General features: G+C 71.1%; 18 protein-coding genes. 14 read left to right on the forward strand and 4 right to left on the reverse strand.

Annotated elements, in window-relative coordinates; all coding sequences use genetic code 11:
- Window positions 1–108 precede the first annotated feature (108 nt).
- The 13 genes from ACZ69Q_RS29825 to ACZ69Q_RS29885 all read left to right on the forward strand — a co-directional run bounded on the left by ACZ69Q_RS29825 (window position 109) and on the right by ACZ69Q_RS29885 (window position 18349).
- Complete coding sequence (locus tag ACZ69Q_RS29825; RefSeq protein ID WP_471047421.1) at window positions 109–1320, forward strand: ROK family transcriptional regulator; 1212 nt, start codon at window positions 109–111, stop codon at window positions 1318–1320.
- 95 nt (window positions 1321–1415) lie between these two features.
- Window positions 1416–2777, forward strand: a complete 1362-nt coding sequence (locus ACZ69Q_RS29830; protein WP_471047423.1) for an ABC transporter substrate-binding protein — start codon at window positions 1416–1418, stop codon at window positions 2775–2777.
- Between the two features lie 8 nt (window positions 2778–2785).
- Window positions 2786–3727, forward strand: a complete 942-nt coding sequence (locus tag ACZ69Q_RS29835) for a carbohydrate ABC transporter permease (protein WP_471047426.1) — start codon at window positions 2786–2788, stop codon at window positions 3725–3727.
- Window positions 3728–3729: 2 nt separating this feature from the next.
- Window positions 3730–4620: a carbohydrate ABC transporter permease gene (locus ACZ69Q_RS29840; RefSeq protein WP_471047428.1), complete on the forward strand. Its 891-nt coding sequence runs from the start codon at window positions 3730–3732 to the stop codon at window positions 4618–4620.
- Window positions 4621–4627: 7 nt separating this feature from the next.
- The gene (locus ACZ69Q_RS29845) at window positions 4628–5893 is read left to right on the forward strand and encodes a 6-phospho-beta-glucosidase (RefSeq protein WP_471047430.1); all 1266 of its coding nucleotides are present in this window, start codon (window positions 4628–4630) and stop codon (window positions 5891–5893) included.
- Window positions 5884–6855 carry an N-acetylglucosamine kinase gene (locus ACZ69Q_RS29850; RefSeq protein WP_471047431.1) on the forward strand — a complete coding sequence of 324 codons (972 nt, stop codon included), beginning with the start codon at window positions 5884–5886 and terminating at the stop codon, window positions 6853–6855. Before ACZ69Q_RS29845 ends, ACZ69Q_RS29850 begins: the two co-directional genes overlap by 10 nt.
- 470 nt (window positions 6856–7325) lie before the next feature.
- Window positions 7326–8822 (forward strand): hypothetical protein, encoded by a 1497-nt coding sequence (locus ACZ69Q_RS29855; RefSeq protein WP_471047434.1) that lies wholly within the window; start codon window positions 7326–7328, stop codon window positions 8820–8822.
- Window positions 8823–8947: 125 nt separating this feature from the next.
- The gene (locus ACZ69Q_RS29860; protein WP_471047572.1) at window positions 8948–9925 is read left to right on the forward strand and encodes a glutamate ABC transporter substrate-binding protein; all 978 of its coding nucleotides are present in this window, start codon (window positions 8948–8950) and stop codon (window positions 9923–9925) included.
- Window positions 9926–9979: 54 nt separating this feature from the next.
- Window positions 9980–11305, forward strand: a complete 1326-nt coding sequence (locus tag ACZ69Q_RS29865; protein ID WP_471047436.1) for a hypothetical protein — start codon at window positions 9980–9982, stop codon at window positions 11303–11305.
- 19 nt (window positions 11306–11324) lie between these two features.
- Window positions 11325–13877 (forward strand): serine/threonine-protein kinase, encoded by a 2553-nt coding sequence (locus ACZ69Q_RS29870; protein WP_471047437.1) that lies wholly within the window; start codon window positions 11325–11327, stop codon window positions 13875–13877.
- Between the two features lie 3 nt (window positions 13878–13880).
- Window positions 13881–15344, forward strand: a complete 1464-nt coding sequence (locus ACZ69Q_RS29875; protein ID WP_471047440.1) for a PP2C family serine/threonine-protein phosphatase — start codon at window positions 13881–13883, stop codon at window positions 15342–15344.
- A gap of 96 nt (window positions 15345–15440) precedes the next feature.
- Complete coding sequence (locus ACZ69Q_RS29880) at window positions 15441–16787, forward strand: vWA domain-containing protein (RefSeq protein WP_471047443.1); 1347 nt, start codon at window positions 15441–15443, stop codon at window positions 16785–16787.
- Window positions 16788–16879: 92 nt separating this feature from the next.
- The gene (locus ACZ69Q_RS29885; RefSeq protein WP_471047445.1) at window positions 16880–18349 is read left to right on the forward strand and encodes an FHA domain-containing protein; all 1470 of its coding nucleotides are present in this window, start codon (window positions 16880–16882) and stop codon (window positions 18347–18349) included.
- 69 nt (window positions 18350–18418) lie between these two features.
- Here ACZ69Q_RS29885 and ACZ69Q_RS29890 read toward each other — a convergent pair whose 3' ends face one another.
- Window positions 18419–19405 carry a methyltransferase domain-containing protein gene (locus ACZ69Q_RS29890; protein WP_471047448.1) on the reverse strand — a complete coding sequence of 329 codons (987 nt, stop codon included), beginning with the start codon at window positions 19403–19405 and terminating at the stop codon, window positions 18419–18421.
- Window positions 19406–19505: 100 nt separating this feature from the next.
- Between ACZ69Q_RS29890 and ACZ69Q_RS29895 the strand changes: the two genes are divergently transcribed.
- Window positions 19506–19919, forward strand: coding sequence for a globin (locus ACZ69Q_RS29895; protein WP_471047451.1), 414 nt, complete (start codon window positions 19506–19508; stop codon window positions 19917–19919).
- A gap of 8 nt (window positions 19920–19927) precedes the next feature.
- Here the strand turns inward: ACZ69Q_RS29895 and ACZ69Q_RS29900 are convergent, their stop codons facing one another.
- From ACZ69Q_RS29900 to ettA, 3 genes are read right to left on the reverse strand one after another with little or no spacing between them, the layout of a single operon-like run.
- Window positions 19928–20596, reverse strand: coding sequence for a DUF8185 domain-containing protein (locus tag ACZ69Q_RS29900; protein ID WP_471047452.1), 669 nt, complete (start codon window positions 20594–20596; stop codon window positions 19928–19930).
- Window positions 20593–21021, reverse strand: a complete 429-nt coding sequence (locus ACZ69Q_RS29905) for an acyl-CoA thioesterase (RefSeq protein ID WP_471047454.1) — start codon at window positions 21019–21021, stop codon at window positions 20593–20595. Before ACZ69Q_RS29905 ends, ACZ69Q_RS29900 begins: the two co-directional genes overlap by 4 nt.
- A gap of 6 nt (window positions 21022–21027) precedes the next feature.
- Window positions 21028–22692: an energy-dependent translational throttle protein EttA gene (gene ettA, locus ACZ69Q_RS29910; RefSeq protein ID WP_471047457.1), complete on the reverse strand. Its 1665-nt coding sequence runs from the start codon at window positions 22690–22692 to the stop codon at window positions 21028–21030.
- Between the last annotated feature and the right edge of the window lie 106 nt (window positions 22693–22798).

A 22798-nucleotide genomic window follows, 5' to 3' on the forward strand; every position in this document is an offset into this window, starting at 1 on the left:
CTTACGTTCCTCCGCAGCGGATAGGAAACTTTCCTAACAGTGACCTTGGATGGACTTCCGTCGTAGATCACTGAGAAGCTGGTCAGCCGAGAGGCAGGTGTCGAACCCATGGCAGGAACCGCCGGTACGCCGGGCACCCCGCGCGTCCTGCGCGCCATGAACGACCGTGCCGCCCTGGACCTCCTCCTGGAGCACGGGCCGCTGTCCCGCACGCGGATCGGCAAGCTCACCGGCCTTTCCAAGCCGACCGCCTCCCAGTTGCTGGCCCGCCTGGAGGCCGCCGGCCTCGTCCTGGCGACCGGCACGACGGAGGGCCGCCCCGGCCCCAACGCCCAGCTCTACGAGGTCAATCCGACCGCCGCGTACGCCGCCGGGCTCGACGTCACCCCCGAACGCATCCTCGCCGCCGTCTCCGACATCACCGGCCGCAGGGTCGGGTCGTACGAACTGCCCACCCCCGGCAGGCGCCCGGCCCACCCCGTGGTCCGGCAGGTCACCGACGCCCTCGACGGCGCGGTGAAGGCGGCGGGACTGGCCCGCGACGACGTCCACCGGCTCGTCATCGGCACCCCCGGCGCCTTCGACCCCAACACGGGCCGGCTGCGCTACGCCTCCCACCTCCCCGGCTGGCACACCCCCGCACTCCTGGACGAACTCGCCGCGGCCCTGCCGATGCCGGTCGAGTACGAGAACGACGTCAACCTCGTGGCGGTGGCCGAGCAGCGGCTCGGCGCGGCCCGCGGCCACGAGGACTTCGTGCTGCTGTGGAACGAGGGCGGTCTCGGCGCGGCCCTGGTCCTCGGCGGCCGGCTGCACCGCGGCTGGACCGGCGGCGCGGGCGAGGTGGGTTTCCTGCCGGTTCCCGGCACACCCCTGGTCCGGCAGGTGACCAAAGCCAACAGTGGTGGCTACCAGGAACTGGCCGGTTCCCAGGCCATCCCCCGGCTCGCACGCGAGATCGGCATGTCGTCCGTCCCCTCGACGCCGTACGCCGAGGCCGCCGCCACCCTCGTCGAACGGGCCGCAGGCGAGGACACCGTCCTCAACCGGCTGCTCCTGCAGACCTACGCGACCCGGCTGGCCACCGGTCTGGCCTCCCTGGTCTCCGTCCTCGACCCCGAACTGGTCGTCCTCAGCGGCGCCTCCCTCACCGCCGGCGGCGAGGTGCTGCGGTCCCTCGTCCAGTCCGAGCTGGAGGAACTGGCCGCGTCCCGGCCCCGGCTCGTGGTCGGCGACGTACGCGAACACCCCGTGCTGCGGGGCGCGTTGGAGAGCGCGCTGGCGACGACACGCGACGAGGTCTTCAACACCTCACGCTGACCGCCCGCCCCGTTCGACCCACCTGATCAACCCACCTCTCGCCTCACCCCCGCCTTCCCTTCACCCACCCCGTCCCGCCCCTGGGAGACCTCGCCATGCCCGGAAAGTCCTGGAAAGTCATACCCTCCGCATCCCGGAAGACCGCCGCCGCGCTCGCCGCCTCCGCCTCCCTGGCCCTGCTCGCCACGGCCTGTACGGGCTCGTCGGAGTCCGCTGCGAACGACGACCCCAACGCCAAGACGACGATCACCTTCTGGCACGGCTGGAGCGCGCCCGCCGAGGTCAAGGCGATCCAGGAGAACGTCGACGCGTTCGAGAAGGCGCACCCGAACATCACGGTGAAGGTCGTCGGCAACATCAACGACGACAAGCTCAACCAGGCGCTGCGCGCGGGCGGTTCGAACGGGCCGGACGTGGTGTCGTCGTTCACGACCTCCAACGTCGGCAAGTTCTGCTCCTCCGGCGCCTTCCTCGACCTGAAGCCCTTCATCGAGAAGTCGAAGCTGGACCTCGGCAAGCTCATCCCGAAGCCGATGCTGGACTACACCCAGTTCGAGGGCACCCGCTGCGCGCTGCCGCTGCTGGGCGACGCCTACGGCCTCTACTACAACAAGGACGCCTTCGAGAAGGCCGGCATCAAGTCCCCGCCGAAGACCTGGTCGGAGTTCGCGCAGGTCGCCAAGAAGCTGACTGTCAGCAAGGGTGACAGTTACCAGCAGCTCGGCTTCATGCCGACGTACCACGGCTACGAGACGGTCGTGGACCACTACATGTCCCAGTGGGACCATGCCTACTTCGACAAGGACGGCAAGTCCAACATCGCCAAGGACCCGGCCTTCGCCGAGATGTTCACGTACCAGAAGAAGCTCATCGACGACCTGGGCGGCTTCGCGAAGCTGGAGAAGTACCGCAACACCTTCGGTGACGAGTGGGGCGCCAAGCACCCGTTCCAGACCGGTCAGGTGGCGATGCAGCTCGACGGCGAGTGGCGGCTCGGGATGGCGAAGGACGCCGGCGTCGACTTCGAGATCGGCACCGCTCCGATGCCCGTCGCCGACGACGAGGTGGACGAGTACGGCAAGGGCTTCCTCTCCGGCACGATCATCGGCATCGCCCCGCAGAGCGAGAAGCAGAACGCGGCCTGGGAGCTGGTGAAGTACCTGACCACGGACACGCAGGCCGTCGTCTCCTTCGCCAACGCCATCCACAACGTGCCCTCCACGTTCGAGGCCCTGAAGTCGCCGGACCTGAAGGTGGACGCCGGCTTCAAGACGTTCCTGGACATCGCCCAGAACTCGCACTCGACGTCGCCGCCGGCCTCCGTCAACGGTTCCACGTACCAGACGACGCTCCAGGACTTCGGCTACCAGTACGAGTCCGGCAAGGCGAAGGACCTCAAGGCCGGTCTGGAGAAGACCGCGAAGCAGATCGACACCGACATCGAGCAGGCGAAGTAGCGCCGTCGATGTCCACGCACACTCTCCGCGCGAAGCGCCGCAGGTCGGCGCTTCGGACGGTGGCCTTCCTGTCACCGTGGCTCATCGGGTTCGGCGTCTTCTTCGCCTATCCGCTGGTGTCCACCGTCTACTTCTCGTTCATGAAGTACGACGGCTTCGGCGCACCGGTCTTTCGCGGCCTGGGCAACTGGGCCTACGTCTTCAACGACTACCCGCTGTTCTGGCCGGCGCTGCGCAACACGCTCTGGCTGGTGCTGGTGATGGTGACCTGCCGGGTGGTGTTCGGCCTCGGCATCGGCCTCCTGATCACCAAGATCAAGACCGGCACCGGCGTCTTCCGCACCCTCTTCTACCTGCCCTACCTCGCCCCGCCGGTCGCCGCGACCCTGGCGTTCGTCTTCCTCCTCAACCCCGGTACCGGGCCGGTCAACTCGGTCCTCGACAGCCTCGGCCTGCCGACCCCCGGCTGGTTCACGGACCCCGCCTGGTCCAAGCCGGCCCTCACCGCGCTCGCGCTGTGGGGCGTGGGCGACCTCATGGTCATCTTCATGGCCGCGCTGCTCGACGTACCGAAGGAGCAGTACGAGGCGGCGGAGCTGGACGGCACGTCGGCCTGGCAGCGGTTCCGCTTCGTGACGCTCCCGAACATCTCACCGATCGTGATGTTCGCCGTGGTCACGGGCGTGATCCAGACGATGCAGTACTACACACAGCCCCTGGTGGCCGGAAAGGTCGCCTCCGGCATCATCGGCGGCTCCGGCCAGCAGTTCGAGCCGGGCTACCCGGACAAGTCAACGCTCACCCTCCCCCAGCTCGTCTACAACCTCGGCTTCCAGCGCTTCGACTACGGCTCGGCCTGTGTGGTCGCACTCGTACTGTTCGCCCTCGCCATGGCGTTCACCGCGCTGCTGATGCGGCGCCGGGGCGGACTGATCCAGGCAGGTGACTGACCATGACCCAAGTGCTGGACAAGCCGGTGCAGTTGGACACCCGGACCGCCGCCGAGCGCACGGCCCGCCGCAGGGCGCTCCTGGAATGGATAGCGGTCCACTCCCTCGGCATCGCCGCGGCGCTCTTCTTCACCCTGCCCTTCGTGTTCGTCGTCCTGACCTCGCTGATGAGCGACCAGCAGGCGCTCACCCGCGACCTGGTCCCGGACACCTGGGAATGGAGCAACTACACCAAGGTCTTCGACACCCCCGGCTTCCTGACCTGGTGGAAGAACACCCTGATCTACGCGGGCCTGGGCACTCTCCTCACGGTCGTGTCGTCGATCCCGGTGGCCTACGCGCTCGCCAAGTTCCGCTTCCGCGGCCGGAACCTGTCCCTGATGCTGGTCATCTCGATGATGATGCTGCCGCCCCAGGTGGTCATCATCCCGATGTACCTGTTCTGGGCGAAGCAGCTCGACCTCTCGGGAACGCTGTGGCCCCTGATCATTCCGATGGCGTTCGGGGACGCGTTCTCGATCTTCCTCCTGCGCCAGTTCCTGATGACCATCCCGAACGAGTACCTGGACGCGGCGAGGGTGGACGGCTGCGGCGAACTGCGCACGCTCCTTCGGGTCGTCCTCCCGATGGCGAAGCCGGGCATAGCCGCGGTGGCCCTCTTCCAGTTCTTCTACGCGTGGAACGACTACTTCGGGCCCCAGATCTACGCGTCCGAGAACCCCGGCGCCTGGACGCTCTCCTACGGCCTGGAGTCGTTCAAGGGGGCACACCACACCGACTGGAACATGACCATGGCGGCGACCGTGCTGGTCATGGCCCCCGTGATCGTCGTGTTCTTCTTCGCCCAGAAGGCGTTCGTAGAGGGCGTCACACTCACCGGAGTAAAGGGTTGATGCACGCATGAAACTCACCGTGGTCGGCGGAGGTTCGACCTACACCCCCGAACTCATCGACGGCTTCGCCCGCCTCCGGGACACCCTCCCCATAGAGGAACTGGTCCTGGTCGACCCGGCGACCGACCGCCTGGAACTGGTCGGCGGCCTGGCCCGCCGTATCTTCAGCCGCCAGGCCCACAACGGCACGATCACCACCACCACCGACCTGGACGAGGCGGTGGACGGCGCCGACGCGGTCCTCCTCCAGCTCCGCGTGGGCGGTCAGGCGGCCCGCGAGCAGGACGAGACCTGGCCGCTGGAGTGCGGCTGCGTGGGCCAGGAGACGACAGGAGCCGGCGGCCTGGCGAAGGCCCTGCGCACGGTCCCGGTCGTCCTCGACATCGCGGATCGCGTCCGCCGCGCCAACCCCACCGCCTGGATCATCGACTTCACCAACCCGGTCGGCATCGTGACCCGGGCCCTGCTCCAGGAGGGCCACAAGGCGGTCGGCCTGTGCAACGTGGCGATCGGCTTCCAGCGGAAGTTCGCGACGATGCTCGGTGTATCGGCGTCCGACGTCCACCTCGACCACGTGGGCCTCAACCACCTCACCTGGGAGACGGGGGTGCGGCTGGGCGGCCCCGAGGGCGAGAACGTCCTGCCGAAGCTACTCGCCGACCACCCCGACGCCATCGCCGCGGACCTGCGCCTGCCCCGCGCCGTACTGGACCGCCTGGGCGTGGTCCCCTCCTACTACCTGCGCTACTACTACGCACACGACCAGGTGGTCGAAGAGCTGCGCACCAAACCGTCCCGGGCCGCCGAAGTGGCCGAGATGGAAAGGAAGTTGCTGGCTCTCTACGCCGACCCGGCCCTCGACGAGAAGCCCGAGCTGCTCGCCAAGCGAGGCGGTGCGTACTACTCCGAGGCGGCGGTCGATCTGGCGGCGGCGCTGCTGAACGGCGCGGGCAGCCCGTACCAGGTGGTCAACGCCCACAACAACGGAACGCTGCCCTTCCTGCCCGACGACGCGGTGATCGAGGTACAGGCGGCGGTCGGCAGACAGGGCGCGACCCCGCTCCCCGTCTCCCACATCGACCCCCTGTACGCGGGCCTGATGGCCCAGGTGACGGCGTACGAGGACCTGGCCCTCGACGCCGCCCTGCACGGTGGCCGCACCCGCGTCTTCAAGGCGCTGCTGTCCCATCCCCTCATCGGCCAGTACGAGTACGCGGAACGACTCACCGACGAACTCATCGCACACAACCGGGAGCACCTCGCGTGGGCATGACCGCACGTGTCCTCGCCGTAGACGCGGGCAACAGCAAGACCGACGTGGCGGTGGTGGCGGCCGACGGAAGCGTCCTCGCCACCGCCCGCGCGGGAGGGTTCCGGCCGCCGGCCGTGGGCGTGGAGCAGGCGATGGACACGCTCGCCGAGGCGGTGGACGAGGCCTTCACGGCCGCGGGCGTGACAGCCGTCGACCACCTCTCGGCCTGCCTGGCGAACGCCGACTTCCCGGTGGAGGAGGAGACCCTGGCGGCCGCCCTGCTCGCACGCGCGTGGGGCACGACGGTCGAGGTCCGCAACGACACCTTCGCGATCCTGCGGGCGGGCGTGACCGAACCCCGCGGTGTGGCCGTCGTCTGCGGCGCCGGCATCAACTGCGTCGGTATGCGCCCCGACGGCCGTACGGCCCGTTTCCCCGCGCTGGGCCGGATCTCCGGCGACTGGGGCGGCGGCTGGGGCCTTGCGGAGGAGGCCCTGTGGCACGCGGCCCGCGCGGAGGACGGCCGCGGCGCCCCCACGGACCTCGCGCGCACCCTGCCCGGCCACTTCGGCCTGCCCACCATGTACGCCCTGATCGAGGCCCTGCACCTGGAGCGCATCGAGGACATCCGCCGCCACGAGCTGACCCCGGTCCTCTTCGCCACAGCGGCGTCCGGCGACCCCGTCGCCCGCTCCGTGGTCGACCGCCTGGCCGACGAGGTGGTGGCGATGGCCACGGTCGCCCTGACCCGCCTGGACCTCCTGGAGGAGGAGACACCGGTCCTGCTGGGCGGCGGCGTCCTGGCAGCCCGCCACCCCCAACTGATCGACACCATCCGAGACTTGCTGGCATCCCGGGCCCCCAAGGCAGTCCCGAACGTGGTCACGGCAAGCCCGGTCCTGGGAGCGGCACTGCTGGGCCTGGACGCCGTGGGAGCCCCCACAGAAGTCCACACCCGCCTCCGCAGCCACTTCGAGCCGTAGGCGACGGCCGGGGGTGCCACGGCCGGTCGTATGGCGGCTGCGGGTCCATCGTGGCTGGTCACGCAGTTTCCCGCGCCCCTAGGGGGTTGCAGGCGACCTGCGCCAGGACGCACCTGCACTCGCGTACGGCGTAAGGGGACGTGCCGGGGGGTGTCCGCCCGCAGCGGCGGGCGTAAACGAACGGGCCCTCTTGAGGCACGGCAACCGCCCGACCGAGGACGGACACCCCCCGGCACGTCCCCGACCCACCCACCGAACCGTCGGCGCTACGCGAACCCCCGACCCCCGAACCTGGAACCGAACAGATTCCCACGACGTATTCATGGGCAGGGGGTGGTGCGGGGCGTGTTTCGGGGTGCCGGGGCCCGGCACCCGCGCTGCGATCCGATCAAGATCCAGCGAAGGCCGGTGCGGATGTCAGTCCCGGCAGCGATACTTGCCGCGACGGATGACCACGGGGGAGGTCAACAGTGACACAGACGCCGAAGAGCAGCGCACCACCACCGGGAAACGACCCGGCCCACGGCGCACCCACCATGCCGTCCATCCCCCCACAGCCGCACGAACCCGCCACACCCGCACCCGCACCCGCTCCCACCCCCACAACCACAGCCACACACCCACCCACAACACCCGGCGCAGAACCCCGCCGCACCGCCTTCGCCGAGGGCTTCGACCAACTACGCGCGGCCGCCACCACCGAACCCGGCCGCCTGCGCATCATCGGCGCCCTCCTCGCCCTCCTGGTCGTCGCCTTCGGCGCCATCGCCGCCTGGCAGATGACCGAGCGCGCGGCAGCGGCCGACGACGTCCTCAACCGAAGCCAGCCCCTCACCTCCGACGCGGCCGACATCTACCGCTCCCTGGCGGACGCCAACACCGCGGCGGCCAGCGGCTACCTCGCCGGCCTCCAGGAGAAGCCGGCCATGCGCGAGGGCTACGAGCGCGACATCCGCACGGCCGCCGCCAAACTCGTCACCGCGGCGGCCAACTCCGAGTCCGGCTCGACCTCGGCGAAGACGATCGCCGAACTGAGCAGACTGCTCCCGGAGTACAAGGGCCTGGTCGAGACCGCGCGGGCCAACAACCGCCAGGGTTACCCCGTCGGCGGCGCCTACCTGCGCGCCGCGAACGAGATGATGCAGCAGCGGATGCTCCCGGCGGCCCAGAAGCTCCACGAGACGGAGAACCAGCGCCTGCGCGACGACTACGCGGACGCGAAGTCGTTCCCGTGGCCGGCCGTCGGCCTGGGCGTCCTCGCCCTGGCCGCCCTCGTCTGGGCCCAACGCCGCAACTACCAGCGCACGAACAGGATCCTGAACCACGGCCTGGTCACCGCCACGGCCGCCTCCACGGTCGTCCTGCTGTGGCTCGCCGTGGGACACGTCGTGGCACGCGCGGGCCTCAACGACTCCTACGACCACGGCGTCCGCTCCCTGAACGTGCTGCACGAGGCCCGTATCGCCTCCCTCACCGCCCGCAGCGACGAGAACCTCACCCTGGTCCGCCGCGGCGCGGACACCAGGAAACTCGCCGACGACACGGTCGTCGACGCCTACGAGTGGGGCTACGACAAGGAGATCGACGAGCTCGGCAAGGCACTCACCCGGGCTGAGGGCCTCGCCGACGACACGGCGGGCAAGAAGCCCGTGCAGGACGCGAACGGCTTCATGAAGGTCTGGAAGGACCGCCACGTCCTGGCCCGCGACGACAACGACTCGGGCAACTACCAGGCCGCCCGCGACCGCGTCATCGGCGCCGCGAAGGACCCGACGAGCGTGTGTTTCGACAACGTCGACAAGGCCCTGGCGACGGCGCTCACCCACGAGCAGAACGAGTTCAGGCAGGCCGCGGGCGACGGCCGTGACTCGCTGACCGGCCTGCCGACCGGCGCCGCGGTCCTCGCGGTCCTGGGCGCGGCCGGCGCGGTCCTCGGCATCGGCCGCAGGCTGTCGGAGTACCGGTGAGAGGGGGCACGACGATGAACGCACGCGGCACGACGAAGGGCGACACCCCGGTCCACCTCCGGGGCGCGGCCGGCGCATGGCGCCGTCTGCGGGCCGGCGTGCGCGGCTGGGGCGGGGTGGGCGCGATGGCCGTCGTCTGCGCCCTGGCGCTGGCCTTCGCGCTGCTGCTGCCGCTGTCCCAGCAGGGCGGCACCGGGGACGCGTCCGGCGTAGGCCGGAGCGTCGCCCACGGCAGCCAGGTGAAGGCCGAGGAGTGCGAGAACCCGCAGAACCAGTCCCTGTCGCCGTCCGGCGGCGACGGCGGGTCCCCGACCGTCGACGCGATCAAGGACCGCAAGGACCGACGGCTGATCGTCGGCGTCGACACCAACAGCTACCGCTGGGGCTACCTCGACCCGAACAACCCCTCCGGCGAGCTGGAGGGCTTCGACATCGACCTGGTCCACCGGATCGCCGAGGACATCCTCGGCGACCGTGACGCCGTGCAGTTCAAGGCGATCCCGACCAGCCGCCGTATCGAGGCGATCCAGAAGGGCGAGGTCGACATGGTGGTACGCACCATGACGATCAACTGCGACCGCATCGGGCAAGTCGCCTTCTCCGCCCCGTACTTCGTCACCGGCCAGCAGGTGCTGGCCCCCAAGACCTCGACGATCACCGGGTTCGACAAGACCCTGGCCGACCGCAAGGTGTGCTCGGCGGAGGGCTCCACCGCGTACGACAACCTCGAAGCGGGCAGGAAGAACGGCGACCTTCCGGCCTCCACCGACATCGGCACCACCGTCCCCAACCAGCTCGACTGCCTGGTGAAGTTGCAGCTCGGAGACGTCGACGCGGTCGTGACGGACGGCGCGCTGGCGGCGAGTCAGGCGGCGCAGGATCCGACCGTGGAACTCAAGGGCAGCCTGTTCACGGACGAGTACTACGGCGTGGCGATGAAACTGGGCTCGGACGATCTGGTACGCCAGGTCAACCGGACCCTGGAGAACTACGTCAAGGACGGTGGCTGGGAGGCGTCGTACGAGAAGTGGCTCCACCCGACCATGGATCAGGGCGACAAGAAGTCGGCGTCGGCGACTCCTCCCGAGGCCGACTACAAGTAGCCGGCCGTCAACTGACGGACGACTGACGGAACACAACGCAGCGAGAGGTGATCGATGGGCGTCACGGACCCCGCCGGGCCGGTTATGGACCGGGACGAGGTGGACCGTGCGCTGGCGCGGCTCGGCGCGGAGCACGAGGCCATCGAGACCTCGCTGCTCGCCCTTCAGGACCACGCGGGCCGCAGACTTCTCGAAGGCGCCGAACTCACCGGCGTCACCAAGGAGCGCTGGACGGCCGCCGAGGCGTCGATCACGCTGCTGTGGGCGTACTTCGACGCCTACACCGACGCGTTGCGCTCCGCCCGCGAGATCCGCTCCCGCCGCCGCTGGTCCAGCCGGGACGACCTGGTGGAGCTGACGGAGCTGCTGCGCGGCGACTCGGTGACCGTCGCGGGTTCGGCGACGGCGACCGCGGCCGCCCCGACGCTCCAGGGTTCCGCCAGCAAGCTCAGCGAACAGTTCTCCCTGGTCACGCTGGTGGACCGGATGAACGAGCTGTACGCGACCTCGCTGGACATGGTGGTCACCGCGGACGCGGTGTGGTCGGCGCTGCCGGCCCGTATCGATTTACTGGCCGCGGAGCTCCAGCGCACCCGGCAGCTCGCCCACTCCGTGGGGGTGCGCCCCGGCGAGCACCCGGCGGGCGACGACCTGGAGCGCATCACGCGCACGCTCACCAACCTGCGTGCGCAGGTGGTGTCCGACCCGCTCGCGTACTGGGTCCGGGCGCAGGGGAGTTCGGCGCCGGGCGGCGGCAGGCCGGACACCACGGTCTACGACCGCGAGGCGCGCGCCCTGGAGGACGTACGCCGGGAGATCGACGCGGTACTGACGGTCCGTCAGGATGCCGAGCAGCGGCTGGTCAGGCTGCGGGACGTGCTGTCCCGCGCGGACCGTACGCTCGCGGAGGCGCGCACCGCGCGCGGCGAGGTGCTGGCGAAGATCGCCGCCACGGAGGTGCCGGTCGTCAGCGGCCCGCCGACCGTGCTCCAGGAGCAGCTCGCGACGGCCGCCGAGTACCGCAGACACGCCCAGTGGCACCGCCTGTCCCCGCTCCTTGAGTCTTTGGAGCAGAAGGCTGAGGACGAACTGCTGCGCGCCCGCGAGTCGTTGACCGCGGTCACCGCGCCGCTCGCGGTACGCGCCGAGCTGCGCGGCCGCCTCGACGCGTACAAGGCGAAGGTCGCCCGGCACGGCCTCGCGGAGGATCCGTTCCTCATCGAGCGCTACGACGCGGCCCGACGGATGCTGTGGAGCGCGCCCTGCGACCTGCGGGTCGCCGAGCAGGCGGTGCTGCGCTACCAGCATGCGGCGGCCGACCTGCTCGGCGGCGGCCGGGTGCCGGGGCCGCGCGGGCCGGAGGATCGCGGGGGATCATGAGAGACAGGGGGGAGTCGTCGTGAGTCAGGCACAGCGCACCTGTCAGCGACCGGACTGCGACGGGACGTACGAGGACGTCGGCGGCGGCGAGCTGTACTGCGACACCTGCGGCCTGGCCCCGGTCGTGTCGGGGTCCGGCATGGTCGGCTCGCCGCCCACCGGGATGACCGGCGGCAAGGGGGCGCGCGGCTCGGCGGGCAGCGGCAGCTCCCGCTCCACCGGCCGCGGCAGCTCCCGTACGTCGTCCCAGTCGTCGAAGTCCCGGCGCTCGGTGTCGGGACGGCTGTCGCGCTCGCTGTCGGGCCGGTCCACGGGCCGCTCGGTGTCGGTACGCAGCTCCGGTTCGAGCGCCGGCTCCAGCGGGCGCGGCCGGCTCGGCGTCGGTCTGGTCCAGGTCCCGGACGTGCCGCGGCCCGATCCGCGCGCGATGGTGCTGGAGAACCCGGAGGTGCCCGAGCGCAAGCGGTTCTGCTCGCGTTCGGACTGCGGCGCGCCCGTCGGCCGGGCCCGCGGGGAGCGCCCGGGCCGCACCGAGGGCTTCTGCACGAAGTGCGGGCACCCGTACTCGTTCGTGCCGAAGCTGAAGGCGGGCGACATCGTGCACGGCCAGTACGAGGTCGTGGGCTGTCTGGCGCACGGCGGCCTCGGCTGGATCTATCTCGCCGTGGACCGCGCGGTCTCCGACCGCTGGGTGGTGCTCAAGGGCCTGCTGGACACCGGCGACCAGGACGCGATGGCGGCGGCGATCTCCGAGCGGCGCTTCCTCGCGGAGATCGAGCACGCCAACATCGTGCGGATCTACAACTTCGTCGAGCACCTCGACCAGCGCACCGGCTCCCTCGACGGCTACATCGTCATGGAGTACGTCGGCGGCAAGTCCCTGAAGGAGATCGCGAACGCCCGCCGTACGGAGACGGGCCGGCGCGATCCGCTGCCCGTCGAGCAGGCGTGCGCGTACGGCATCGAGGCCCTGGAGGCGCTCGGCCATCTGCACAACCGCAACCTGCTGTACTGCGACTTCAAGGTCGACAACGCCATCCAGACCGAGGACCAGCTCAAGCTGATCGACATGGGCGCGGTGCGCAGGATGGACGACGACGAGTCGGCCATCTACGGCACGGTGGGCTACCAGGCGCCGGAGGTCGCGGACGTGGGCCCGTCGGTCGCCTCCGACCTGTACACGGTCGCGCGCACCCTGGCCGTGCTGTCCTTCGACTTCCAGGGCTACACGAACGTCTACGTCGACTCGCTGCCCGACCCCGACCACATCGAGGTCTTCCGCAGGTACGAGTCCTTCTACCGCCTCCTGGTCCGCGCCACCGACCCCGACCCGGCCCGTCGATTCGCCTCCGCGCAGGAGATGACGGAGCAGCTCACGGGCGTGCTGCGCGAGGTCGTGTCCTTGCAGACGGGGCGCGCCAGGCCGTCGCTGTCGACGCTGTTCGGGCCCGAAGTGCGGGTGACGGACACGGAGTTGTTCCCGAAGCTGGACGGGGACGTGTCGCGGCTCGGGGCACGCGTGGCCGCCGGCAGGCAGCTCGCGGCCGGCTCGCCCGTCGCGGAGACGGGCAACGGCCGGCCGGACGGCGTGGCAGCGAACGCCCTGGCCGCTTCCGGCTCCCCCGGCATCGTCAAGACCGTCAACGCCCCCCTCGCGGCCCTCGCCCTGCCGGTCCCGCGGGTCGACCCCTCCGACCCCAACGCCGGTTTCCTCGCGGGTCTGATGACCACCGCCGCCGCCGAGCTGCTCGGCGTCCTCGCGGCCGCACCGGCGCCGTCGACCGAGACCCGGCTCAGGCAGGTGCGGGCCTGGCTGGAGAACGGCGACACCGGCACCGCGCACGAGACATTGCTGAAGCTGGAGGACGAGCGGCCCGACGACTGGCGGGTGGTCTGGTACCGCGGTGTGGCCGCGCTCGTCACCGGCGACCACGAGGGCGCGGCGCTGGCCTTCGACGCGATCTACGACGCGTTCCCCGGCGAGTCCGCCCCCAAGCTGGCCCTCGGCCTGTGCGCGGAGGTGCTGGGCCAGCTCGACAACGCCGCCGAGTACTACCGCCTGGTGTGGGCCACCGACCCCAGCTATGTCAGCGCCGCCTTCGGGCTCGCCCGCGTCCAGCTCGCGACCGGCGACCGCCGCAGCGCCGTGCAGAGCCTCGAGTCGGTTCCGGAGAGCTCCATCCACTACACGGCCGCACGCGTGGCCGCCGTGCGCGCCCGGCTGCGTCAACGCACGGCTCTCGCCGCCGACGTACCGTTCCTGGACGACCTGACCGCAGCGGCGGGGCAGGTCGAGGCGCTGGACGCGTACGGTCTCGACCCGGCGCGCCGGGAGCAGTTGTCGACGGAAGTCCTCGGCTGCGCGCTGGACTGGATACTCTCCGGGGGCCAGGGTTCCGCCCTTCCCGCCGCCGGAGGACGGACGCTGCTCGGCAGCGGCCTGGACGAGCGGGGACTGCGTTTCGGCCTGGAGCGTTCGTACCGCATGCTGGCCCGTCTCGCGCGGGGCGGCGAGGAGAGGATCGACCTGGTGGAACGTGCCAACCGTTACCGCCCCCGGACGTGGGTGTAGTTGATGTCGCAGATGCCCCAGTTGTCCGCCTGCCCGAGCTGCGAATGGCCGCTCGAGTCGGGTGACCGTTTCTGCGGTGCGTGTGGATACGACCTGTCCGCCGTGCCCGTACGGCCGGACGACCACCCCACCATCGCCCTGAACGGCTCGGCGCCGCCCCCCGCCCCGGGTGCGCCGGGCGCGGACTGGCCTGTGGCCCCCGCCGCTGACGGCCCCGCCGTCCCGGCGCCCGCGCATCTGCCGGCCGGCCCGACCGGCACGGACCCCGGCGGCCCCGCGCTGCCCCCGGGCACTCCCGCACCCCCGCAGGCACCGCCCCCGCCCGGACCGGTGCCGCCGCCGGCGAGCCCTCCCGAGATGCCGCAGGGCCACCCGGGCCCGTTTCCGCCTCCGGTGCAGGCAGGTGCCCCCGCCGCAGCTCCCGCTCCGACCGGCTCGCCCGGGTCCCCGGCCTCCGGCGTGCGGTTCGACCGTCCGCCGGAGCCCGACGACTACCCCTTGCAGGCGCCCGACCCGCGGGTCGCGGCCGACCTGCCGACCCCGCCGGAGGGCACCGAGGTGTGCGTGGCATGCCGTGCGGGCCGCGTCGACCACGACGGGTACTGCGAGAACTGCGGGCACGCGCAGCCGCGCGAGCGCGACCACATGGAGCAGGACGCGGGCCCCGTCGCCGCCGTCAGCGACCGGGGTCTGCGCCACCACCGCAACGAGGACGCTTTCGCCGTCGGCCGCACCGCGCTGCCCGACGGCCGGCCCGCGGTCGTCGCGATCGTCTGCGACGGCGTGTCCTCGGCGACCCGCCCGGACGACGCCTCGATGGCCGCGTCGCGGGCCGCGAGCGAGTCGCTGCTGACCGCCCTGCCGCGCGGCACCCACCCGCAGCAGGCCATGCACGACGCGATCGTCGCCGCCTCGAACGCGGTCAACGCCCTGGCCGCCGAGCCCGCCACGGCCCGCGAGCAGGCCCCCCACCAGAACGCGCCCGCCTGCACGTTCGTCGGCTCCGTGGTGACGCCCGAGCTGCTGATCGTCGGCTGGGTCGGCGACAGCCGCGCCTACTGGGTCCCGGTGGACCGCGGCACTCCCCCGGCCCGGCTCACCGAGGACGACTCCTGGGCGGCGCAGATGGTCGCCGCGGGGCTGATGAACGAGGCCGAGGCGTACGCCGACGAGCGCGCCCACGCGATCACCGGCTGGCTCGGCGCGGACGCCTACGAACTGGAGCCGCACACCGCTTCCTTCAAGCCGGACCGCCCGGGTGTGGTGGTGGTGTGCACGGACGGCCTGTGGAACTACGCGGAGGCGGCCGAGGACATGGCCGACGTCGTGCCCCTCGACGCCGCCGTGCGCCCCCTGCACAGCGCCCAGGTGCTCGTCGGTCACGCGCTCGACGGCGGGGGCCACGACAACGTAACAGTGGCCGTGGTGCCGTTCCCGGCACCTCCGATGGGGGCAGGATCGGCCTGAGGCCTGCTGCGGGGACGGCCTCATCGGACCGGAGGGGACCGGTCCGTCGGCAGCCATGGCCCCACCACGGGGTTCTTTAGGGGGATTTGAGAACGTATGGCCAATTTCTCGAAATCAAACGTGCCGCAGTTCTCGGTGGACGTGTACCAGAACGAGTACCTGCCGGAGGGCGGCCGGGACGTCAGCGCGATCGTCACGGTGACCGCGACCGGCGGCGGCACGGTCGGCAGCGCGGTCGCCGCGCCCCACCTCTACGCACCGGGGCAGGGCCCGGCCGCGGCCGTGGCGATCATGGTGGACTGCTCGGGGTCGATGGACTACCCGCCGACCAAGATGCGCAACGCGCGCGACGCCACGGCCGCCGCGATCGACACCCTGCGCGACGGCGTGCACTTCGCCGTGATCGGCGGCACGCACGTGGCCAAGGAGGTGTATCCGGGCGGCGGACGCCTCGCCGTGGCCGACGCCACCACCCGCGACCAGGCCAAGCAGGCGCTGCGCCGGCTCAGCGCGGGCGGCGGCACGGCGATCGGCACCTGGCTGCGTCTCGCCGACCGGCTGCTGTCCTCGGACGACGTCGCCATCCGGCACGGCATCCTGCTCACCGACGGCCGCAACGAACACGAGTCGCCCGAGGACCTCAAAGCGGCGCTCGACGCCTGTGCCGGACGCTTCACCTGTGACGCCCGTGGCGTGGGCACGGACTGGGAAGTGAAAGAAGTCACAGCAATCGCCTCGGCGCTGCTCGGCAGCGCCGACATCGTCGCCGATCCGGCCGGTCTCGCCGCCGACTTCACGCAGATGATGGAGACGGCGATGGGCAAGGAGGTCGCGGACGTCGCCCTGCGGCTGTGGACGCCGGTCGGCACGACCATCAAGTTCGTCAAGCAGGTCGCGCCCACGGTTGAGGAGTTGACCGACCGCCGCACCGAGGCCGGACCGCGCGCCGGGGACTACCCCACCGGCTCCTGGGGCGACGAGTCCCGTGACTACCACGTCTGTGTCGAGGTCCCGGCCGCCGACCTGGGCCAGGAGATGCTCGCCGCCCGGGTCTCGCTGGTCGTCCCGCAACCCGACGGGACGGCGCACAACCTGGGCGCCCAGGGTCTCGTACGGGCCGTGTGGACCGACGACATGGTGGCCTCGACGTCGATCAACCCACAGGTCGCCCACTACACCGGCCAGGCGGAACTGGCACAAGCCATTCAACAAGGGCTCGATCTTCGCAAAGCGGGCGATATGGATGGAGCAACGGCCAAACTGGGCCGCGCCGTTCAGCTCGCCAGCGCCTCCGGAAATGCGGATACCGCGAAACTCCTTGCGAAGGTGGTGGACGTGGTCGACGCCGCGGCGGGTACTGTGCGACTGAAGGCGAAGGTCGCGGAGGCCGACGAGATGACTCTCGAGACACGGTCCACAAAGACTGTTCGTGTAAAGAAGTGACGTAGCAGGACCCGGAAAAGAACGAGCCTGACCCCCCGGGGTCGGAGAAATCCGGTCGAGAGCGACCGGAAAAGAGAGGGGGAAGCGCCGACATGCCGACCTGCCCGAACGGACACCAGTCGGGTTCCGACGACTGGTGCGAGGTCTGCGGTCACCGCATGGCCGGTGCCGTACCTCCGCCCCCTCCGCCGCCCCCGCCCGCCGGAGGCTACGGCTTCCCGCCGCCCGGCGGTCCTGGACCCGGTGGCCCGTCCGGTGGCCCGAACATCGGTCAGCAGGGCGGCCCGCCGCCCATGCCCGGTGCCCGGGAGCCGGAGCTCTGCCCGCAGTGCCGTACGCCCCGTGAGGGCGGTGCGCCGTTCTGCGAGGAGTGCCGGTGGAACTTCCTGACCAACACGGCGACGTCGTACACGCCCGCGGCCCCGCGCCCGCCGGCGCCCGGCGGCCCCGGTCTGCCGTCCCACTTCCAGCAGCAGTCGGGTCCCCCGCCGTCGTTCGGCGGCGGTGACTCTTACGAGTACCAGGGCTCGCGCCCGTCCCAGGTGAACCGGCCGGCAGAACCGATCCCTCCGTTCGGCGCGGACCCGCACGCTCCGGGGGGCCCGGGTGCTCCCGGAGGGCCCGGCGGTCCGGGCGGTCCCGGTGCCTTCGGTGCAGGTCCCGGTGGTCCGGGTGGCCCCGGTTTCCCGGGTCAGGGCCATGGTGGCCCCGGCGGCCAGGGAGCTCCTGGTGGCCCCGGGGGTCACGGAGCTCCTGGCGGCCCGGGTCCCGGTGGTCCCGGTGGTCCCGGGATGAACGCTCCTTCCGCCTTCGGCGGCGACCCCTCGCGGCCGGTTCCGCCTCCGCCCGGCCCGACCCCGCCCGGCGGCCCCGGCGCGACCGGCGGTGCTCCGCAGGCGTTCCACCCGGCCGGCCCCGGTCCCTCCGCTCCGCCGGCCCCGCCCGGGTTCGGGCAGGACCCGAACCGTCCGCAGCAGGGCGGCCCGTCCTTCGGCGGCGGTGACGACGACTGGGTGATCTCCCCGCCGTCGTCCGGCCCCGGCGGCCCGGGTGCCCCCGGCGCTCCCCCGCAGGGCGGCTACGGCTATCCGCAGCCCGGCGCGAACCAGGCCCCGCCGCCGCCCGGCCCCGGCTACCCGCAGCAGCACGCCGGTCCGGTGACCTGGCTGGCGACCATCGGTCCGGACCGTGACTACTTCATGGCGATGATGCAGCGCTCCGGCCCCGAGGCCGCCGGCCTGAACCTGCCCGCGTACTCGCCCGAGCAGCAGCGCACGCTCACCGGCAACCAGGTCACCATCGGCCGCCGCCGCCACTCCACCGGCGAATCCCCCGACATCGACCTGTCGGTGCCGCCGGAGGACCCGGGCGTCTCGCACCAGCACGCGGTCCTGGTCCAGCAGCCGGACGGCACCTGGGCGGTCGTCGACCAGAACTCGACGAACGGCACGACGGTGAACGGCTCCGAGGAGCCCATCCAGCCCTTCGTGCCGGTGCCGCTCCAGGACGGCGACCGGGTGCACGTGGGCGCCTGGACGACGATCACGATCCGGCGCGGCTAGCACTTCAGACCCGGGAGGGGTCGGTCGTACGGCGATGCAAGCCCCGTACGGCCGACCCCTTCCGGCGTCTCAGGCGGGCAGCGACCAGGCGTACGGGCCCTCGGGGTCGTCCAGCCAGGCCCATTCGTGCTCGCCGCGCACCGTGATTCCGTACCGCTCCCGCTGCGGCTGCCCCTCGTGCTCCCACAGCGTGTACGCCTCCTGCGGATCGAGGCTGCCGCGGGTGAGGGCGAGCAGGAAGCGGAACAGCTCGTGCTCCCTGGCCCGGCGCGGCAGCCCGGCCACGTGCGGGAGCTCCGGTTCGCTCCGGCTGCCGCCGCGCAGCGGCACGAAGTAGGCGGGAGTGTGCAGAAAGCGGCCTTCGGCGTGCTCGGCGTCCCGTACGTCGAGGGTGACCAGGCCGGTGGCGAGCGGGGTCAGGATCCGGCCGCCCGGGCGGCACTGGGCGAGCCAGGCACGGGGGATCGACGGCAGGCCGCAGGTCGCGATGATGCGGTCGAAGGGGGCGCGGCCGGGTACACCGCGCGCGCCGTCGCCGGTGACGACCTCGGGGTGGTACCCGGCGGCCGCCAGATGCCGTCGCGCGGACTCGGTGAGGTCCGGCTCCAGGTCGATCGTGGTGACGAGGTCGTCGTCGCCGAGCCGGCGGGCGAGCAGAGCGGCGTTGTAGCCGGTGCCCGCGCCGATCTCCAGGACCCTGTCGCCGTCCGCCAACCCCAGTGCGACCAGCATCATCGCCATCAGGGACGGCTGGCTGCTGGAGGAGACCAGCTCGCCGTCGCGCAGCTTCGTGGCCAGCGGGGTGTCGGCGTAGGCGCCGCGCACCCAGCGCTCGCGGGCGGCGGGGTCCGGGTTCTGACCCCAGCGCCGCTCGTAGCCGCCGGGGGCGCCGATGTAGTAGTAGGGCACGAACAGATGCCGCGGAACGGCGGCGAAGACCTCCCGCCACACGGGGTCGCCGGCCCACGCCCCGCTCGCCTCGATCTCCCGCACCAGTGCGGCCCGCGCCGAGGCGGCGAGGTCCTCCAGGTCGCTGTCGAGAGCGTGCGCGCTCATACGTCCACTGTCCTGCGGGAGGCGGTGCGAGGCGAGCGCCCGACCGGACGATCCGGAACTGGTCCTAAGCCTGGAGTCCTCGGTCGCCGCGTCTGAGACCATGGATGACGTGAATGAGATTCGGCGCGGCACGCTTCAGGAGCAGACCTTCTACGAGCAGGTCGGCGGGGAGGAGACCTTCCGCCGCCTCGTCCACCGTTTCTACGAGGGTGTCGCCGAGGACCCGCTGCTGAAGCCCATGTACCCCGAGGAGGACCTGGGCCCCGCCGAGGAGCGCCTGACCCTCTTCCTGATCCAGTACTGGGGCGGCCCGACGACGTACAGCGAGAACCGCGGCCACCCCCGCCTCCGTATGCGCCACGCCCCCTTCACCGTCGACCGGGCGGCACACGACGCGTGGCTGAAGCACATGCGGGTCGCCGTCGACGAGCTCGGCCTCTCCGAGGAGCACGAGCGGACGCTGTGGAGCTACCTGACGTACGCGGCGGCGTCGATGGTGAACACGGCCGGCTGAGCCGACGGTCAGCGGACGCTGACGTCCAGGGCGCCGAGTCCCGCACGCCGTACCGCGATCGACCCGTACGGCGTGCGCAGCCGTAGCCACGCGCCGGACGAGAGCAGTGCCAACTCCCCGGTGGCGCGCAGGAATCCCAGTGACTGCGCCGCGTGCACGGCCCGCACCGGCAGATGGGTGTCCCCGACGGCGCGGGACCAGATCTCCCGCCCGATCCGGTCGAGTTCGGCCCGGGTACGCCGCTCGTCCGCCAGCTCCTGCGTACGCGAGCGGAATTCCGCGACACCCGCACCGATCATCGCCCGCAGGGCATCGGGCGCGGGCAGTCCCGGCACCGGCCGCCATCCGCCGCGCGGCGGGAGCACCCCGGCCCACGGCGGCCCGGTCACGGCATCCGGCACCACGGCGGTCGCCGCCGACTCGTCGACGGACTCCAGCAGCTCACCCGCGGAGACGGTCACGTCCAGCGTGACGTCGAGTCCGTTCTCGTACGGCTTCGCGAGCCGCACCGCGCGGATCGCCAGCACCTCGAAGGACGGCGGGCGCCCGAAGACGGCGAGCGCGGTGCCGGCCGCCTGGAGGCGCACGGCGGCGCCGCGGTCGTAGTGGAGCAGCCGGGAGAGGAAGGCCGCGAGATCCGCCGCCTCCCCCTCATCGGCGAGGTGGAGGACCGTCATGCGGCGACGGCCTCCTCCTCTTGGGTGCCGTCGGGCGCGTCGTCCATGTACTCGCGGAGGAACTCCTTCTCCTCCGCGGTGATCCGGCGCGGCCGCTCCGCCTCGAAGTCGAACGGTACGACCACCGTCGAGGCCCGGACATAGACGACGTCGTCGTCCTTCACCTCACAGGTGATGGTGAAGGACGCGGCCCTGATCTCGGTGATCCACAGCTCTATGTCCACCGGGTGGTGCCGGTGGACGAGCTGCCGCTTGTAGTCGATCTCGTGGCGCGCCACCACCGACCCCTGCCGGAAGTCCTTCTCCGGACGGAACAGGAAGTCGATACGGGCTTCCTCCAGGTAGCGGACGAAGACCGCGTTGTTGACGTGTCCGTACGCGTCCATGTCGGACCAGCGCAGGGGGCAGCGGTAGATGTGGCGCAAGATCGATCAGCCCCGGGTCAGCTTCTTGTAGGTGGCGCGGTGCGGACGGGCGGCGTCCGGGCCGAGCCGCTCGATCTTGTTCTTCTCGTACGACTCGAAGTTGCCCTCGAACCAGAACCACTTGGAGTCACCCTCGTAGGCGAGGATGTGGGTGGCGACGCGGTCCAGGAACCACCGGTCGTGGGAGACGACCACGGCCGCGCCCGGGAACTCCAGCAGCGCGTTCTCCAGCGAGGACAGGGTCTCGACGTCGAGGTCGTTCGTCGGCTCGTCGAGGAGCAGCAGGTTGCCGCCCTGCTTGAGGGTGAGCGCGAGGTTGAGGCGGTTGCGCTCACCGCCGGAGAGGACGCCGGCCGGCTTCTGCTGGTCCGGGCCCTTGAACCCGAAGGCGGAGACGTAGGCCCGGCTGGGCATCTCGACCTGACCGACGTTGATGTAGTCGAGCTCATCGCTGACGACGGCCCACAGCGTCTTCTTCGGGTCGATGTTCTCGCGGCTCTGGTCGACGTACGAGATCTTGACGGTCTCGCCGACCTTGATGTTCCCGGAGTCGGGCGTCTCCAGCCCCTGGATCATCTTGAAGAGCGTGGTCTTGCCGGCGCCGTTCGGGCCGATGACACCGACGATGCCGTTGCGCGGCAGGGTGAAGGAGAGGTCGTCGATGAGAACCTTGTCGCCGAAGCCCTTGGTGAGGTTGGTGACCTCGACGACGATGCTGCCGAGCCGCGGGCCCGGCGGGATCTGGATCTCCTCGAAGTCCAGCTTCCGCATCTTGTCGGCCTCGGCGGCCATCTCCTCGTACCGGGCGAGGCGGGCCTTGGACTTGGCCTGGCGCCCCTTGGCGTTCGACCGCACCCACTCCAGCTCTTCCTTGAGCCGCTTGGCGCGCTTGGCGTCCTTCTGGCCCTCGACCTTGAGACGGGTCTGCTTGGTCTCCAGGTACTTGGAGTAGTTGCCCTCGTAGCCGTGCAGCCGGCCGCGGTCGACCTCGCAGATCCAGCCGGCGACGTTGTCCAGGAAGTACCGGTCGTGGGTCACGGCGACGATGGTGCCGTCGTACTTGGCGAGGTGCTGCTCCAGCCAGTTCACCGACTCGGCGTCGAGGTGGTTGGTGGGCTCGTCGAGAAGCAGCAGGTCAGGGGCTTCGAGCAGCAGCTTGCACAGCGCGACGCGCCGCCTCTCACCACCGGAGAGGTTGGTGACGGCCCAGTCGCCGGGCGGGCACCCGAGCGCGTCCATGGCCTGCTCGAGCTGGGCGTCGAGGTCCCAGGCGTTGGCGTGGTCGAGCTCCTCCTGGAGCTTGCCCATCTCGTCGAGCAGCGCGTCGGAGTAGTCGGTCGCCATCAGCTCGGCGATCTCGTTGAACCGGTCGAGCTTGCCCTTGACCTCGGCGACGCCCTCCTGCACGTTCTCCAGGACGGTCTTGTCCTCGCTGAGCGGCGGCTCCTGGAGCAGGATGCCCACGGTGTAGCCGGGCGACAGGAAGGCGTCGCCGTTCGACGGCTGCTCCAGCCCCGCCATGATCTTCAGAATGGTCGACTTACCGGCACCGTTCGGGCCGACCACACCGATCTTCGCGCCAGGCAGGAAGTTCAGCGAGACGTCGTCAAGGATGACCTTGTCGCCGATTGCCTTGCGCGTCTTGCGCATGGTGTAGATGTACTCAGCCAAGAGAAACCGTCCGGCAGCTTGAAATCTGGCAGTGGGCAGATACACCCCATCTTGCCGTACCGCGACCCCTTGGGGAAAACGCGTATGGCGGAGGGCTCTGACCAGG

The organism is Streptomyces sp. NPDC036764, from assembly GCF_055609385.1.